The organism is Bacillus sp. B4EP4a (assembly GCF_006680105.1).
GTDB classification, from domain to species: Bacteria; Bacillota; Bacilli; order Bacillales; family DSM-1321; genus Peribacillus; species Peribacillus simplex_E.
In genome coordinates this window covers 53960-70338 of record NZ_VHIK01000036.1, presented here as the reverse complement: position 1 = coordinate 70338, position 16379 = coordinate 53960, and the positions used below count along the sequence as shown (strand labels likewise).

Annotated in this window: 16 protein-coding genes and 1 other annotated feature; all 16 genes read right to left on the bottom strand. The window is 41.2% G+C overall.

What is annotated here, in order from left to right:
• Positions 1 to 184 precede the first annotated feature (184 nt).
• On the bottom strand, positions 185 to 715 hold the full coding sequence (locus FNK51_RS18060; protein ID WP_141994199.1) for a hypothetical protein: 531 nt from the start codon (positions 713 to 715) through the stop codon (positions 185 to 187).
• Positions 716 to 923: 208 nt separating this feature from the next.
• Positions 924 to 2057, bottom strand: coding sequence for an RNA polymerase sigma factor RpoD (gene rpoD, locus FNK51_RS18055; RefSeq protein WP_034308477.1), 1134 nt, complete (start codon positions 2055 to 2057; stop codon positions 924 to 926).
• Positions 2058 to 2092: 35 nt separating this feature from the next.
• A complete protein-coding gene (gene dnaG, locus FNK51_RS18050; RefSeq protein ID WP_141994201.1) occupies positions 2093 to 3898 on the bottom strand; it encodes a DNA primase in 1806 nt (601 codons plus the stop codon).
• A gap of 51 nt (positions 3899 to 3949) precedes the next feature.
• Positions 3950 to 4405 (bottom strand): YaiI/YqxD family protein, encoded by a 456-nt coding sequence (locus FNK51_RS18045; protein WP_076366289.1) that lies wholly within the window; start codon positions 4403 to 4405, stop codon positions 3950 to 3952.
• 514 nt (positions 4406 to 4919) lie between these two features.
• Positions 4920 to 5729, bottom strand: coding sequence for a pyruvate, water dikinase regulatory protein (locus FNK51_RS18040; RefSeq protein WP_076366287.1), 810 nt, complete (start codon positions 5727 to 5729; stop codon positions 4920 to 4922).
• A 28-nt stretch (positions 5730 to 5757) separates the two neighbouring features.
• Positions 5758 to 6393, bottom strand: coding sequence for a transcriptional regulator CcpN (gene ccpN / locus FNK51_RS18035; RefSeq protein WP_161784850.1), 636 nt, complete (start codon positions 6391 to 6393; stop codon positions 5758 to 5760).
• Positions 6394 to 6558: 165 nt separating this feature from the next.
• Positions 6559 to 8628 carry a glycine--tRNA ligase subunit beta gene (gene glyS, locus FNK51_RS18030; protein WP_141994198.1) on the bottom strand — a complete coding sequence of 690 codons (2070 nt, stop codon included), beginning with the start codon at positions 8626 to 8628 and terminating at the stop codon, positions 6559 to 6561.
• Entirely contained in the window at positions 8615 to 9511 is an 897-nt protein-coding gene (gene glyQ, locus FNK51_RS18025) for a glycine--tRNA ligase subunit alpha (protein WP_034308488.1), read from the bottom strand. Before glyQ ends, glyS begins: the two co-directional genes overlap by 14 nt.
• A gap of 99 nt (positions 9512 to 9610) precedes the next feature.
• Positions 9611 to 9787: a binding site (T-box leader), on the bottom strand.
• A 58-nt stretch (positions 9788 to 9845) separates the two neighbouring features.
• Positions 9846 to 10598, bottom strand: a complete 753-nt coding sequence (gene recO / locus FNK51_RS18020) for a DNA repair protein RecO (RefSeq protein WP_098369778.1) — start codon at positions 10596 to 10598, stop codon at positions 9846 to 9848.
• Between the two features lie 33 nt (positions 10599 to 10631).
• A complete protein-coding gene (locus FNK51_RS18015) occupies positions 10632 to 10775 on the bottom strand; it encodes a YqzL family protein (RefSeq protein WP_098369777.1) in 144 nt (47 codons plus the stop codon).
• Positions 10776 to 10874: 99 nt separating this feature from the next.
• Positions 10875 to 11804 carry a GTPase Era gene (gene era / locus FNK51_RS18010; RefSeq protein WP_034308493.1) on the bottom strand — a complete coding sequence of 310 codons (930 nt, stop codon included), beginning with the start codon at positions 11802 to 11804 and terminating at the stop codon, positions 10875 to 10877.
• Positions 11797 to 12195, bottom strand: coding sequence for a cytidine deaminase (locus FNK51_RS18005; RefSeq protein ID WP_076365241.1), 399 nt, complete (start codon positions 12193 to 12195; stop codon positions 11797 to 11799). Before FNK51_RS18005 ends, era begins: the two co-directional genes overlap by 8 nt.
• Before the next feature lie 39 nt (positions 12196 to 12234).
• Entirely contained in the window at positions 12235 to 12612 is a 378-nt protein-coding gene (locus FNK51_RS18000) for a diacylglycerol kinase family protein (RefSeq protein ID WP_063233011.1), read from the bottom strand.
• Positions 12590 to 13066: an rRNA maturation RNase YbeY gene (ybeY, locus tag FNK51_RS17995; protein WP_076365237.1), complete on the bottom strand. Its 477-nt coding sequence runs from the start codon at positions 13064 to 13066 to the stop codon at positions 12590 to 12592. The genes FNK51_RS18000 and ybeY overlap by 23 nt, the downstream gene beginning before the upstream one ends.
• Positions 13063 to 15237 (bottom strand): HD family phosphohydrolase, encoded by a 2175-nt coding sequence (locus FNK51_RS17990; RefSeq protein WP_141994197.1) that lies wholly within the window; start codon positions 15235 to 15237, stop codon positions 13063 to 13065. The genes ybeY and FNK51_RS17990 overlap by 4 nt, the downstream gene beginning before the upstream one ends.
• Positions 15238 to 15416: 179 nt before the next feature.
• Positions 15417 to 16379 carry a PhoH family protein gene (locus FNK51_RS17985; protein WP_057278839.1) on the bottom strand — a complete coding sequence of 321 codons (963 nt, stop codon included), beginning with the start codon at positions 16377 to 16379 and terminating at the stop codon, positions 15417 to 15419.

Sequence of the window (16379 nt, the reverse complement as noted above, 5' to 3'; positions counted from 1 at the left end):
AATTAATATTATATACAAACAGCTATATATTATTTTACTTGAAAAGAGTTTCAAGTAAAAGCCCAAAAATAGAAGATATTATATAATTTCTTAAAATTGTCAAAAACTTATGTATATTTCCAAACATTTTACTTTTTCTTACATATGTTCATAATACCCTAAAATCATTATTTAAAACCGCTGGTTATATTAATAAAAAGTAAAGAGTGACCAGTGCTCCCAGGCCTCCCGCTATGGAAAAATGGAGCAGCTTCAGTTTATCGCCCATTAGTATCCAGAGTCCGCAATTAATGAACAAGAAAATATAAAGGATACCCACTTTGCCGGGCGCCATGAATTCTGCAAAACTGACAGTTAATAAAAGCAATGATAGGGCCATTCCCATCAACGACATTTGAAAAATGATTTTCCTGCCGTTAAAGCGGCGGACCGCCAGCCAAAAAACAAGTATTGAAATTGTTGTCATAAGCATTTGCATTCTTATGGGTATTTCAGTAAAATAATTCAAAAATACAATAAATGCAAAAAGAGCCCCAAGCAACACCCCGGAAAAGATGTCGTTTTTTTTGCTCTCGGTTTTATTCGATTTAGATGGCGGCAGTTCGCCTTGACAGTATAACGCAAACAGGTAATTACAATATTGCTCTGGAAGCATACGACTTTCCTTCCAGGAGTTTATTTCTTGAATGATGATTTTCTTTCTCATCTCATCCATGAATTTCACATCCTCATGATGATCATTACTTTTTAGCAGCTTAGCTTTTTAGTTATGTAAAATTGTTTCTGTTGTAAATTCAATTTCCATTATAAGTAAACGTGGATAAGTATTGTTCTTACAAGGATATTTTTACATCAAAATTGAAAAAAAGAGCCGCTCCCGAACGCTGGGCATTCAAGAGGGCTCTGTTAGGGGCATATATATTCTACTCCAGGAAATCTTTCAAGCGTTTGCTGCGGCTTGGATGTCTCAGTTTACGTAGCGCCTTCGCTTCGATTTGACGGATACGCTCGCGGGTGACCCCAAACACTTTACCTACCTCTTCAAGTGTGCGGGTGCGGCCATCATCAAGTCCAAAGCGGAGTCTCAAGACGTTCTCTTCACGGTCAGTAAGAGTATCCAATACGTCTTCAAGCTGTTCTTTCAAAAGTTCATATGCTGCATGTTCCGATGGGGAAGTCGCATCCTGATCTTCAATGAAATCACCTAAATGTGAATCGTCTTCTTCACCTATTGGCGTTTCCAATGAAACAGGCTCCTGAGCTATTTTCAAGATTTCACGAACTTTTTCAGGAGTTAAGTCCATATCCTCCGCAATTTCTTCCGGAGAAGGTTCACGTCCTAAATCCTGAAGAAGCTGTCTTTGGACACGGATCAATTTATTGATGGTTTCCACCATATGCACCGGTATCCGGATCGTTCTTGCTTGGTCGGCAATGGCACGGGTTATCGCTTGGCGAATCCACCATGTTGCATACGTACTGAATTTGAATCCCTTGCGGTAATCAAATTTTTCCACTGCTTTGATAAGTCCCATATTACCTTCCTGAATCAAATCAAGGAAAAGCATTCCGCGTCCGACATAGCGCTTGGCGATACTGACAACAAGACGAAGGTTAGCTTCTGCCAAACGGCGTTTCGCTTCTTCATCTCCATCTTCAATTCTCGTCGCCAGAGATATTTCCTCTTCTGCCGATAAAAGGTCGACCCGACCAATTTCCTTTAAATACATGCGTACTGGGTCATTAATTTTAACGCCAGGAGGAACACTTAAATCATTTAAGTCAAACTCTTCTTCTTTTGCAAGTTTCTTCTCATCTGGATCGTCTTCATCTTCGTCTTCCTCACCATCAGTGAGTATTTCGACGCCGTTTTCTGCTAACACCTCATAGAACTCATCCATTTGATCGGAATCCAACTCAAAACCGCCAATCATTTCAGCAATTTTTTCTAAAGTCAAAGAGCCCCGTTTTTTACCTAGCTCTAGTAATTTTTCTTTCACCTGTTCAAGGCTAAATTCATTATCAACTTGTTTGGAACGTGCTGGTTTTTCAGCCATTAGTTCCCCTCCTTCCAGGACTTACACCTAAACGACTACAACATTTTACGCAATTTAATGATTTCCATGGCAATTTGTGCAGCAGTGACATAATCACTTCGTCTAACTGCATCTTTTTCTTCAACTTGTTTTTCTTTTATCTTTAACAACTTTTCATATTTCAACACTTGATTTATACAATCGGTCAGTTCTTTATCGGTAACTTCCTCATTCACTGACATCATTTCTATTTCCGAAACGATCCTTCTCAAGTTTGGATCCGGTAAATAAGTAAGGAAAAAGCTTGTATCCGGTTCGTGTCCATCTTCATAGAACGCATATAAATAGGTGATGATTGCCTGATGTTCATCTACATGAAAGACCGTTTGCCCAAGCAACTGCTGAATTTTGAAAGTCATATCCCTGCTTTTTAGCATATGGGCAATCAACTTCATTTCAGCATTATGGTGAGCAGGCTTTAACTTATGCTCATATTGCAGGGCCATTTTCTTTGGAGCCGCTGGCTGCGGCAGTGTCCCCTTCTTGCGTTCCGTAAAGAACACCTGACGCTGCTGCTGTTCCAGCGCATCCAATGAAAGGGAAAATTCAGAGGATAGCTGCCGGAGATAATGATCCCTCTCCACTGCATTGGGCAATCGCGAAATTTCTTTAAGGACTTCTTCGATATATTGAATTCGATCTCCTTCATTATTTACATTTTTCCCTCGACGCAAATAATGCATTTTGAATGCCATGTAGGTTAAACTGGCCCCTATTACTTCAGAAACAAAGCTTTTTTCACCGAATTCCTTTATGTAGTCATCGGGGTCCAAGTTATCAGGCATGAGAGCGACTTTCACGGAAAACTCATGGTCCTGTAGCATATTAACTGCACGATTGGCAGCGTTCAATCCCGCAGAGTCCGAATCGTAGCAAATAAGTATCTGGTCAGTATTTCTTTTTAAAAGGTGGATATGCTGGTCCGTCAGGGCAGTACCCATTGTAGCGACCGCATTCTCCACACCTGCGCCAACTGCTGAAATGCAATCGGCAAAGCCTTCAAAAATGACTGCTTGTTCTTTCTTTCGTATGTGTGGTCTTGCATGATGGAAATTATATAAAGTTTTACTTTTATTAAAGATTGGCGTTTCAGGACTATTCAAATATTTGGGCTCATCGTCCCCCATCGCTCTTCCTGAAAACGCAATCGTATTTCCTTGATGATCCATAATTGGAAACATGACTCTATTTCTGAAACGGTCAAAATATGACTCGTCTTTTTCCCTGTAAATAATAAGCCCTGCCTGCTCCATGTATTCCGCTGGAAACCCGCGTTTTAAAAGGAACTTGGACACGAAGTCCCATGAATCCAAAGAGTAGCCAATTTGGAACTTTTCTATCGTCTCTTCAGTAAACCCGCGTTTAAGTAAATATTCGAGAGCATCCTGCCCCTCTTTCGTATTAACGAGGAGATGATGATAAAACTTCCTCAGCAGGTCATGAGCTTCAACCATTTGCTGAGAGCCTGCCGGCATGTTAGATCGCTTGGAGTCCTTATTGATTTCAACATCCAAAGGAACATTTCCTTTTTCAGCTAAAACTTTTGCAGATTCCACAAAGCTGTAGCCTTCAATATCCATCAAGAAGGTAAAAATATTTCCGCCTGCCCCGCAACCAAAACAGTGAAAGATTTGTTTTTCCGTAGAAACGGAAAACGAGGGCGAGTTTTCACCATGAAAAGGACATAGGCCAAAGTAATTGCGCCCCTGCTTCTTCAGCTGGACATACTCCCCAATTAAATCAACAATGTCAACAGCTTCACGAATTTGATTAATTTTCTCATCTTCTATACGGCCATTTATCATTTTTCCACCTTGCAATATTGGTGATAGTTTCTAATTCGATACTGGTTCCTAATTCCCTGCAAAATTCGACAATGTTTTCATAAGTTTATTTGTAAAACATGCCCGATCTTCCTTTGTGAATGCTTTCGGCCCTTTCGTATGCTTACCCTGCCTGCGGAGTTTCGCCGACTGATAACGCATATCCAAGAGCATGAAAATATTCTCGTCTGTGTATTCTTTTCCCCTTGGTGAAAGGACATAAACGTTTTTAGGAAGCAGGGTTCCAGCCAAACCAATATCTGCAGTAACGACAATATCACCCTTTTTTACTGAGTTTACTATATAAAGATCTGCCGCTTCTTTGTCTGCATCGACATAAACCCATTTACCTTCAGGGTTATTCATCATATTTTTATATGATGCAACAAAACAGACTTCAACATCGTGCAAACTTGCACAATGAAGGATTTCGTCTTTCACCGGACATGCATCGGCATCGACGTGTATCGTAGGTTTATTATTCATACCTTCTAATTCTACATCTTTCTGCATAATCCTTTTTCTCCCCTAAACTTTATGAAGATATGGTGAATTTTTAGCATTGATTCAGAGGGTTCCCTCTAAAATGAGCGCACATCATTCTTCAAAGAATACCTGCTTATTTAAGTGAAAGCACCTCTTTTGCCTTGAAAAAGACCAGCCCTTCCTGAATTATACGGAACATGTCGAATTATTTTTATGATAAAAACCTTGACATCTCATTAACCTTTAGTTTATTCCTTATTAATTAAGTCTAAACCTTAAGATTACTTTTTTCTCACAATTTTTTATTATAGTCTATTTGATTAGAAGATGCCAACATTTAAATTCCGAATGTTTTTTCATGCAAATCAACGGTTTCACACTTGGAAACCAAGATGTATTTTATGTAATTATTTTGAACTTATTCTTGTTATTCCCTTATTCGACCTTGGCATTAAAATGTGAGCTGACACATAGAGTGTCTAGCTCACATTTTGATTTGCCTTAATTATAAGGATCAACGGTTTTTGTTTTGAAGGATATTGATTATCAAATTGGCTGTTTCTTCAACAGCTTTATTGGTTACATCAATGATAGGACAGTTCAACCTTGATATGATTGTATCAAAGTATGTCAATTCTTCTTTTATGCGCTCCACATTTGCGTAAATGGCATGATCATTGAGCCCAAGTGACTTTAATCGTTCTTTACGAATATGGTTCAGCTTTTCCGGACTGATCTTTAAACCAATGCATTTTTCAGGAGGTACCAGGAACAGCTCTTCTGGAGGTTCCACTTCAGGCACTAAAGGTACGTTTGCCACTTTATAGCGTTTGTGGGCTAAATACTGTGATAATGGCGTTTTGGAAGTGCGTGAAACACCCACAAGGACGATATCTGCGCGTAAAATGCCCCGAGGGTCACGTCCATCATCATATTTTACAGCAAATTCAATGGCTTCCACACGTTTGAAATAGTCATCATCCAGCTTTCTCACCAGACCAGGTTCATTAAGCGGCCCTTTTGGCGCCCTTTCCTGAAGGATGTCCATGAGCGGCCCTAAAATGTCATAAGCAGACAGGTTTTCTTTCTCGACCTGTGCTTTCATATACGCCCTAATGGCTGGCTTGACAAGAGTATAAGCAATGATCGCCCCATCCAACTTAGCCAGTGATATCACTTCATCCACATTTTGTTCATCTTCAATATACGGAATTCTCTTTATGGAAAAAGCAGATCCCGAGAACTGGCTTGCAGCGGCTTTTGTAACCAATTCCGCTGTTTCCCCTACTGAATCCGATACAACATATATAATAGAACCGTTCATATTCTCCGTCATTCCTTTTGCAAGCCCCCTAATAGCCTTCATCAGCCAAAGCTACGAATGCTTTCGTAATATTGGTTTTTGTAATCCTTCCAATTACTTCATAGCCTTTTTCTGTGTCTTTGACGACCGGTAATGAGTCGATTTGTTTATCAATCAATTTTTTGGCAACATCAATCAAAAGGTCTTCTTTTGAACACATTGTAATATTGGGCATCCTAGTCATGATGATATTGACTGGAATGGAGTTAAGCTCTTGTTTCCCAATACTAGCACGCAACAAGTCTTTCCTTGATAAGACACCAACAAGCAATGCATGCTTATCGACGACGAACATTGTTCCGACATCTTCTAAAAACATCATGACTATTGCATCATATACGGAAATGCCCTCGTCAACAACGACAGGTATCGATTGGTAGTCTCGTACATAAAGATGGTTGAGGCTATCTGTCAAAAGCTGTGTCCCTGACCTGCCTGTATAGAAATACCCCACTCGGGGCCTGGCATCAAGAAAACCTGCCATCGTTAAAATCGCTAGATCTGGACGAAGTGTCGCCCTGGTAAGGTTCAATCTATCCGCAATATGTTCTCCAGTAATCGGTCCGTTTTCTTTTACGATTTGTAAAATTTGTTCCTGACGCTTATTCAATTGGATTATAATCACCACCCCACTGCTTTCGCAGAGTAAAGTAACAAAAGTTATTCATTTAATAATTATATACTAAATTATTTAATTAGGGCATTTTTGTCCTATTTATTGACCATTTATCTTTTTAAGAAATCGGAAACCCTTATTTAAAGTGTTTCCGATTTCCATACATCCTTTCGATCATGTAAGGATGATCTTATTCATAGCAGCAAAACCTGCAACCAAATCACTGATTTCCTTCATTAAGGATAAACGGTTATTACGGATTGCTTCATCCTCTGCCATGACCATTGTATTCTCGAAATATGACTCTATTTCCGTTTGAAGAGAAACAAGCTGTTCAAACCGTTCATTCTCTTCTTTGGATTCCATATAACGCATTGCCACTTTTTGATATTTTACATATAACGCATTTTCTTGATCATTTTCAAAGGCACTAGGGTCGACTGTCACCTTATTGTCACATTTCACGGCAATGTTCATGACCCGACTTAAAGCTTCCAGGCTTTCTTTAAAGCCAGCTTCGTCTTTTTTCGCATTCAAGACATGTGCACGTTCCACGATAGAGTGGATATAGCCGATCTCATTGAACAGAACTGCATCAATCAAATCGTAACGGATTTGCTGTTCTTGAAGCAGGTGTTTGACACGGGCTTTAAAGAATGTGAACATATCCGCTTTAACTTCTTCAAGATCACGTTTTAAGATGCCTTTTGATTCCAGTCCTTTAAGGCCTAATACAATAAGCTCCTCTAAAGAAATATTCCATTTCTTCTCAGCTAAGATTTGGACGACCCCGCTCGCCTGCCTTCTTAATGCGTAAGGATCCTGGGAACCTGTCGGAATGACACCAATTGCGAAGAATGAAGACAAAGTATCAATTTTTTCAGCTAAACTCACAACTGCTCCAATGACTGAAGGCGGTACATTGTCATCCGCATGTCTTGGCATATAATGTTCATTGATAGCCGCGGCCACTTCTTTGGCTTCCCCTTTTAAGAGAGCATATTTTTCACCCATATACCCTTGCAATTCAGGGAATTCATAAACCATATGACTCACCAAATCGAACTTGGCAATTGCCGCTGTACGAAGCGCCATTTCTTTTTCCGCTTTTAAATTCAAAGCATCCGCAAGGGCACCGGTCACTGCTGTTACCCGGGCAGTTTTCTCGGCTAATGTACCAATTTCTTCATGATAAACGATGCTGTCAAGCTTTTTCAAAGCATCTGAAATCTCTTTTTTCTGATCTTCTTGATAGAAGAATGCTGCATCCGATAAGCGGGCACGCAATACTTTTTCATTACCTTTAGAAACCTTATCCAAATGGCGGTCATCGCCGTTACGCACGGTTACAAAGTAAGCAAGCAGTTTCCCGTCCTTATCTTTAACAGGGAAATAACGTTGGTGTTCCTTCATTGATGTGATAAGTACCTCAGCAGGAAGCTCAAGGAATTCTTCTTCAAAATGTCCAAATAACACCGTTGGATACTCTACCAAATTATTGACTTCTTCAAGCAGATCTTCATCGACCGGGATGATCCAGCCTTTCTCCTGCTCAAGCTCTTTAATCTGATCCAATATAACTTGTCGGCGTTTATCTGGATCCGCCATTACAAATTGTTCTTTTAGCGTATCTTCATACCGTTCCGGCTGCTCGATGATTGCGCTATCGCCCAAGAAACGGTGTCCTTTTGTTTCACGGCCCGTTTCCACGTCAGCAATGCTAAATGGAACTGTCTCATTGCCGAATAAGGCAATCAGCCATTTAATCGGACGGACGAAGCGGAGCTCCTGATTGGCCCAGCGCATATTTTTCGGGAACGTCATGCCGCTGATGATTTCCTTCAGCTCAGATAAAAGCTGAGCAGTCTGCTGTCCTTTTATGAATTTATTCACATGGGCGTATTCCACACCCTTGAGTTCTTTAAAATAAATGTCCTCTGAAGTCATGCCTTGACCCCTGACGAATCCCAATGCGGCTTTAGACCAGTTGCCTTCACTGTCCAAAGCGATTTTCTTGGCCGGACCTTTTGCTTCTTCTTCGATATCCTTTTGGGATTCTTCCACGTCTTTCACCAATACGGCTAAACGTCTTGGTGTTGAAAAAGCTTCAACCGTTCCGAATTCAATCGCTTTTTCCGTTAGCCATTGCTGTACTTTATCTGACAACTGTTTCATTGATGCTGTCACAAAACGGGCAGGCAGCTCTTCCAATCCAATCTCCAATAACAAATCACGCTTGCTCATTTGTATTCTCCCCTTTCACTTTCAGGATCGGGAAGCCTAATTTTTCCCGCTCTTCATAGAAGGTTTTGGCAACCTTACGCGCTAAGTTACGGCACCGGGCAATATAACCCGTTCTTTCCGTCACCGAGATGGCACCTTTGGCATCCAAAAGGTTAAATGTATGTGAACATTTCAAAACATAGTCATATGCAGGATGCACAAGTCCTTCTTCCATTTGGCGATGCGCTTCCTTTTCATACATCGTGAAAAGCTGAAACAGCATATCAAGGTCGGAGGTTTCGAACGTATATTTCGAATGTTCGTATTCCGGCTGACCAAATATATCCCGAACTGTGAATCCATCTGTCCATTCTAGGTCAAATACGTTTTCCTTATCTTGAATGTAAGAGGCGAGACGTTCGATCCCGTACGTAATTTCCACGGAAACCGGCTTACACTCAAGGCCGCCCACTTGTTGGAAATATGTAAATTGAGTGATTTCCATTCCATCAAGCCATACTTCCCAACCTAGACCAGCACACCCTAGTGATGGATTTTCCCAGTTGTCCTCCACAAAGCGAATATCATGCTCAAGCGGATTTATCCCTAAAGCACGCAATGAATCCAAATATAACTCTTGGATATTGTCAGGTGACGGCTTCATGATCACTTGGAACTGATGATGCTGATACAGTCGATTAGGGTTCTCTCCATAACGGCCGTCAGCAGGACGGCGGGAAGGCTCTACGTAAGCAACGCTCCAAGGCTCCGGTCCAATGGCTCTCAGGAACGTGTATGGGCTCATCGTTCCTGCCCCTTTCTCTACATCATAAGCATTCATCAATATGCAGCCTTGTTCAGACCAATGCTTTTGTAACGTTAAAATCATATTTTGAATATTCATCGTACACCTCCAGGTTATTTAAAACGGCTCTTTTTAAAATTAAGGATCGGAAACCATTACATTTTGGCAAACAAAAAACTCCCGTCCCTATGCGAAATGCATAGGGACGAGAGTATACCCGCGGTTCCACCCTAATTGCCGTTTATAAAACGGCCTCTTTTCAAAGCTACATGCTCCGGAAACGCCCTTCCCTGTAAATCCATATCCCGGCTTCCACCGTCCCGGGTTCGCTTTTTATGGAGAATGACAGATACTCTTTTCCATCAACGCAATCTTCTTATTTTGATGATTAGAATTTTATACAAACTAGCATGGAATGTCAATAGGTCAGATCCTAAAACATATCTTTCATCGTATCAATCTGTTTCAGGAACTTTTTTGATTTCAAATGCAGACCGGAATATTCCTCATAATATGCATCGATGATCTTCCGAAGTTCTTTTTTCGTTTCAGGCTTAACGGAAATGTTTCCGAGCCTTGATAAATCGAAATAATAAAAGATTCGAAGCAATTTGACGGCTGAAGGTGAAATTTTATAATGATAAGGGTCTTTCCCCAGACAGCGGTGACAGATAAAGCCCGCTTCCCGAAGCGAGAAGGAGAATTCCCCTTCCGTTTCACCACATACAGCACACTGATTCAGCACTGGGTTAATCCCATTGACGGGCAGCATCTTCATTTCAAAAATGAATTTCAAAACCTCTGCGTCATATTCCTCGTTTATGTAATGCAATGTTTGCGAAAGCAATTCATACAAATATGGATTCGGTTTCTTATCCTCGACGCTTTTATCAAGCAATTCAACAATATATGAAGCATAAGCAGTGGCAAAAAGATCCTCCCTTATGAAACGGAGTGAATCGACCATTTCGCCTTGCTGAAGACTACCGAGTCCGGTTGATGTGGTTACAAGAAAATACCCGGAGCAAAAAAGCTGTGTGACGGCAGAAAGCCTGCTGTTAGGTTTACTGGCTCCTCTAGCCATAACGCCAATTTTTCCCAACTCACGGGTATATATAGTAATGATTTTGTTATTTTCTCCATATGCAGTTCGCCTTATGACAATGCCCTCACATTTTTGGAGCATACCAAGACACCACCCATGCTCGCCAAGACTAACCTATGAAACAGGAAAATCAAATTCTGCTAGCTCATCATTCAATACCAAGTGTCTTTCCTGTCTCTCGACTTCTATCTCCTTAAACAGCAAATAGGTGTCCACATTACCTGTTTCAGTAAATAACTCCCAGGTAAAATCCAACATATAAAGCCCACCTTTCATTTTTAACTAGCAATATGAATATCCGACCATATGGTTAGCTTGACCGTTTTCCGAACTTTCATGACGCGTAAATTTTGTTAATTAATACTCGCTCTCATTGAAGCCATAATCGCGGAGCTGGCTTGCTTTGTTCCGCCAATCCTTCTGTACCTTCACCCATAGTTCCAAGAAAACTTTCGAGCCCAATAAGTTTTCGATATCCACTCTGGCACGGCTACCGACTTCTTTAAGCATTTTCCCTTGCTTTCCGATGACAATCCCTTTTTGTGAATCACGTTCGACAACGATCGTCGCCATGACATTAATGGTGTCACTGTTGTCCATTTTTTTAATTGAATCGATGACAACAGCCACTGAATGCGGAATTTCTTCACGTGTCAGGTGCAGTACCTTCTCACGGACCAATTCGGAAATGATAAAACGTTCCGGATGGTCGGTCACTTGGTCAGCTGGATAAAACTGAGGACCTTCTGGCAGATGTTCCTTGATTTGTTCAAGCAGTGTATCAACATTATTTCCTTCAAGCGCAGAAATCGGAACGACCGCCGCAAAAGGGTAAAGCTGTTGGTATTTTTCAATGATCGGAAGTAAATCATCTGGATGCATTGCATCGATTTTGTTTACAACCAGGAAAACAGGCGTTTTTACGGATTGAAGTTTTTCGATGATAAACTCGTCACCGCGTCCGTATCCTTCAGTCGCATTGATCATGAAGAGAATCAAATCGACTTCCTTCAATGTATTCGTTGCCACTTTCATCATGAAGTCACCAAGCTTATGCTTTGGTTTATGAATGCCGGGTGTATCGATGAAAATCATTTGTGAATCGTTTTGCGTAAGTACACCCTGGACCTTATTTCTTGTAGTTTGCGGTTTATCGCTCATAATGGCGATCTTTTGACCGATGACCCGATTCAGAAATGTACTCTTTCCAACATTAGGTCGTCCAATAATAGAAATGAAACCTGATTTGTAACCTTTTACTTGTGTATCATCAAATAGTTTATCCATTTAAATCCTCCGGTGAAAAAGCTCCTGGAAGCAATTCCTGTACTGTTAGTTCTTTTATATCCCCATGTAAGTTGGTCAAAACGACCGGCATATCCTTTTCACACAGTTCCGAAATAACCTGCCTGCATGCCCCGCATGGGGAAACGGGACCATCGGTATCTGCCACGACTGCAAGTTTAGTGAATTTTTTATCGTTATGGGCATAAGCACTGAATAAAGCTGTCCTTTCGGCGCAGTTACACATGCTATATGCAGCATTTTCTATATTACAACCATGATAGACCTTTCCATCAGCGGTTAAAAGGGCTGCCCCCACCTTAAATTTGGAGTAAGGCACATATGCTTTATCCCTTGCTTTTTTAGCTTCCTCAATCAATTCTTTTGTATTCAATTCACATCTTCCTTTCAAATTGAGTACCATTTCGGCAACCTACAGGCCAAACTTAGGCAAAAAGATAATCAATCCAACTATTATAGAAAATATAGCATATATGAATACAGCTCCGGCTGCAATATCTTTTGCCTGCTTGGCTAGCGGATGGATTTGATCCGTTACCAGGTCCACTACCCTTTCAATCGCTGAATTAACGAGCTCCAACGTAATCGTACCGGCTATGGCCGCTAAAATGAAAAGCCACTCCATCCCATTCAATGAGAAGTACCAGCCAAAGAATACGACGATTGCCGTTAACGCGAAATGTATCTTGATATTGCGTTCAGTCCGAACAGCCTCCAAAATTCCCTGACAGGCAAAAGAGAAACTTTTTAATAAAGGATACCTTTTTTTATCCTTCTCTTGAAAGTCCATATTCTTCCAAGATCTCCTTTTGTTTAGTGAACATCACTTTTTCATCTTCTTCATTCATATGGTCGAATCCTAATAAATGCAGAAAACCATGCAGTGCTAAAAATCCAAGTTCCCGGTCAAATGAATGGCCATATTCTTCAGCCTGTTCTTTCGTGCGTTCAATGGAAATGATGATATCCCCTAACATGCGGGGCATTTCCGCACCGACAATTTCCACTTCATCTTCTCCCATTTCTTCAAGTGCAAAGGAAATGACATCTGTAGCTGAATCTTTATGTCGATATTCTTTATTGATTTCCCGAATCCTATCATTGTCTACAAATGTAACTGACAGCTCGGTGTCTTTTTCAATGTTTTCTTTTCTTGCCGCAAATTGCAGAATGCTCTCAACAAGCCGCTGAGCTTCCTCCGTTACTTCATTCGTTTCATCCATTAAATCGATAGCTAAAATCATTCTTTCACCTTCTGTCCTAATTTATCCGGCTCCGGATATTCAATCCTGGAGTGGAAGATACCATTCAGCGATTCACATAAGGAATGCTTCACGATACTCAATTCTCTCATAGTAATGTCACATTCATCAAATTGACCATCAGAAATCCTGTCCTGAATGATGAAACTTACCAGCTCTTCAATCTTATCTGGAGTTGGGTGCTTCATCGATCTCACTGCAGCTTCAACACTATCGGCTATGCCGATGACGGCTACTTCCTTCATTATCGCCCTCGGACCGGGATATCGGTAGGCCGCTTCGAGGGTGGTCTCATCCTGTTTTTTTGCCTTATGGTAGAAAAACTTCAATAAAGTCGTACCGTGATGCTGCTCTGCAATATCCACAATCTCTTTCGGGAATTTGTGACTGCGCAGCATCTCCCCGCCATCTACGGCATGGGCAATAATGATATCCCTGCTCGTTTCCGGCTGCAGCCGATCATGCGGGTTCTCTTCATTCATCTGATTTTCGATGAAGAAGTGCGGCCGCTTCGTTTTACCTATATCATGATAATAGCTGCCGACCCTTGCCAGCAATCCATTCGACCCGATGGCTTCACAAGCGGATTCCGCCAAATTGGCAACCATTACACTATGATGATATGTCCCCGGTGCCTCAATCAAGATCCTCCGCAATAACGGATGATTGGGATTCGCGAGTTCGATAAGCTTAATTGATGATAAGATCCCGAAACCAGCCTCGAAAAACGGTAACAGGCCCATTGTCAAAACGGCTGAACCCACTCCAGAACCTATGGCAGCAGCAGCATAATATAAGTACTCCATTCTAGTATAATGGCTGTCCATAATAAAGATGAGCGAAAAAACAAATGCCATATTGATTAAAGACAATAGCAGCCCCGCTACCAGCACCTTTGATTTGAAATTTGGCCTAGATAGAATGATGATTGCCGTCAATCCCCCGAAAATGATATAAAGCCCCATCGAGAAATCCAGATTTCCAGGTGTATCGCCATTAAATATAATCGTACCATACGAACCTAGCAATATGATCATTGCCACCGCTAACTTATCATTCAATAATATCTTGATGAGCATCGCCGCCATGGCACCCGGAAAAATGTATTCCAGGTTCGAGTTTTTCAGGTCTGCCAGAATGCTGACCGTTTTCATGGTAGCCATTGAAAGGATAAAGACAAGACTGAAGATCAATAACTGATTGTACTTGTTATCCTTTTTGGAAATGGAATAGTAGAAATAGTAATAAAAAGCGGCAAAAGTCAGGAATATGAATAACAGCAGGCCGATATACGGGTAAATGGTAGACTCCGTATTTAAGAAGCCTGCCAGTTCAAGCTGCCTATATACATCCCTGTCCACTAATTGATTTTCTTCAACGATGATTTGACCTTGAAGGATCCTGATTGGCTCCACGCTTTCAACCGCTTTCCTTCGCTGTTCTTCGGTTTTGTCCTTATCGAAAAATACATTCTGAATGATTGCCGTACGTGCAAGGGAAGTGGAGGCTTTTTTCATATCGCCACTAATGCTCATATAACCCAATTCCTCTACAACCTTCTTCTTGGCATTTTCGACGTCACTTGCAGCGATTCGGGAGCCCATCACATTATTCACGGCAGTAATGGTTGAATCCTTCGCTATTTTCAACTCATCTTCATCCGCCTGCACTAATGCCAGGAAAACGGATTCCTCGATATTTTTATTCACTTCATCGGTCAATTTTTCTTTTAATATGGAAACTTTTTGAGCATCCGTCTTTACGGGCTCTTTTTTATCATCTTTTTCCTCATCTTCTTTATGATCTCCATCGGGGTCCGTTTCTTTATTCACCTCTATTGCTGAATCGAAAATGGATGAAATCAGATCGACTTTATTTTTGGCATATTCCTTTTTTAAAGAATAAACATCCGCCACCTGTTTTGAAATCTCTTCTTTTTCCTGTTCCGTCTTATAGGTATCTTCCACAGTCTTGGTTGAACGTATTGTTTGTTCCGCAGGCTTAAAAAGCTCTACCTGAACCCTTTCCGGCTTAACATTGGAGAACATTAACCCATACGCAAACAAACCAAGTATGATGAACAAAAGCACTTGAAAAAAGCGATGGACCAACAGCCCTTTTATTTGAGTGAAAAATTTCTGGATACGATTCAAGGAAGGTCCTCCTAAAAAAAATGATGTTTATTATTCTAGATATGTAAAATCATAACAGTTTTTATGTGAATTTTCACCTTCGTATTGATAAATGAAGCTTCTTATCCACTTTTTCCCCATAAAGTTTGTCATTTAGACACATCACGAAAAATCCGCCGATTGAAATGGCGGATTTTTTCTTATGACTTCGCCTGCTCGTAAGCAGTAATGATTTTGGCGACAAGCGGATGTCTTACTACATCACTTTGTTCAAAATAAACAAAGGAAAGGCCTTTAACATTCTTCAAGATCTCTTCTACCCGGACCAGACCTGACTTCATACCTTTCGGAAGGTCAATCTGGGTCCGATCTCCCGTAATGACCATTTTCGATCCGAAACCAAGCCGGGTCAAGAACATCTTCATTTGGGCTTCCGTCGTATTCTGGGCTTCATCCAATATGACAAAGGCATCTTCAAGCGTACGGCCCCTCATATAAGCCAGAGGAGCTATTTCGATCGTTCCGCGCTCTATCATCCTTAGCGTCTGTTCCATCCCTAGAAGGTCATGGAGAGCGTCATACAGCGGCCGTAGATAAGGATCTACCTTTTCCTTCAGATCACCAGGCAGAAAACCAAGGCTTTCCCCTGCTTCGACGGCAGGCCGTGTCAGGATGATCCGTTTAACATGTCCATTTTTCAATGCATTGATGGCCATCACTACAGCAAGGTAGGTCTTCCCGGTTCCGGCAGGCCCAATTCCAAATACAAGATCCTGTTTCTTTATAGCCTGGATATAGTATCTTTGCCCGATCGTTTTGACTTTAATGGATTTCCCCTTAGCCGTTTTAGCGATTTCCTCATCATATAATTCACCGAAATACTCCAATGTGCCTTTTCTTGCCAATTCAATTGCATAAAGCACATCCCTGGAACTGATTGCAATTCCTTTTCTGACCACTGTCAATAATGCCTTGAGGATCTCCTCCCCCATCGTTACCCGCTCGATATCCCCGGCAACACTCACCGCTTCACCTCGGGTTATAACGGAAATGCCAAGCTCCTCTTCGAGCACTTTTACATTTGAATCCCCATTGCCCAATAATGCGATCGCTTCATTGGGTGATTCTATTTCGAGCTTAATTACTTTCACATCATCTGCCAT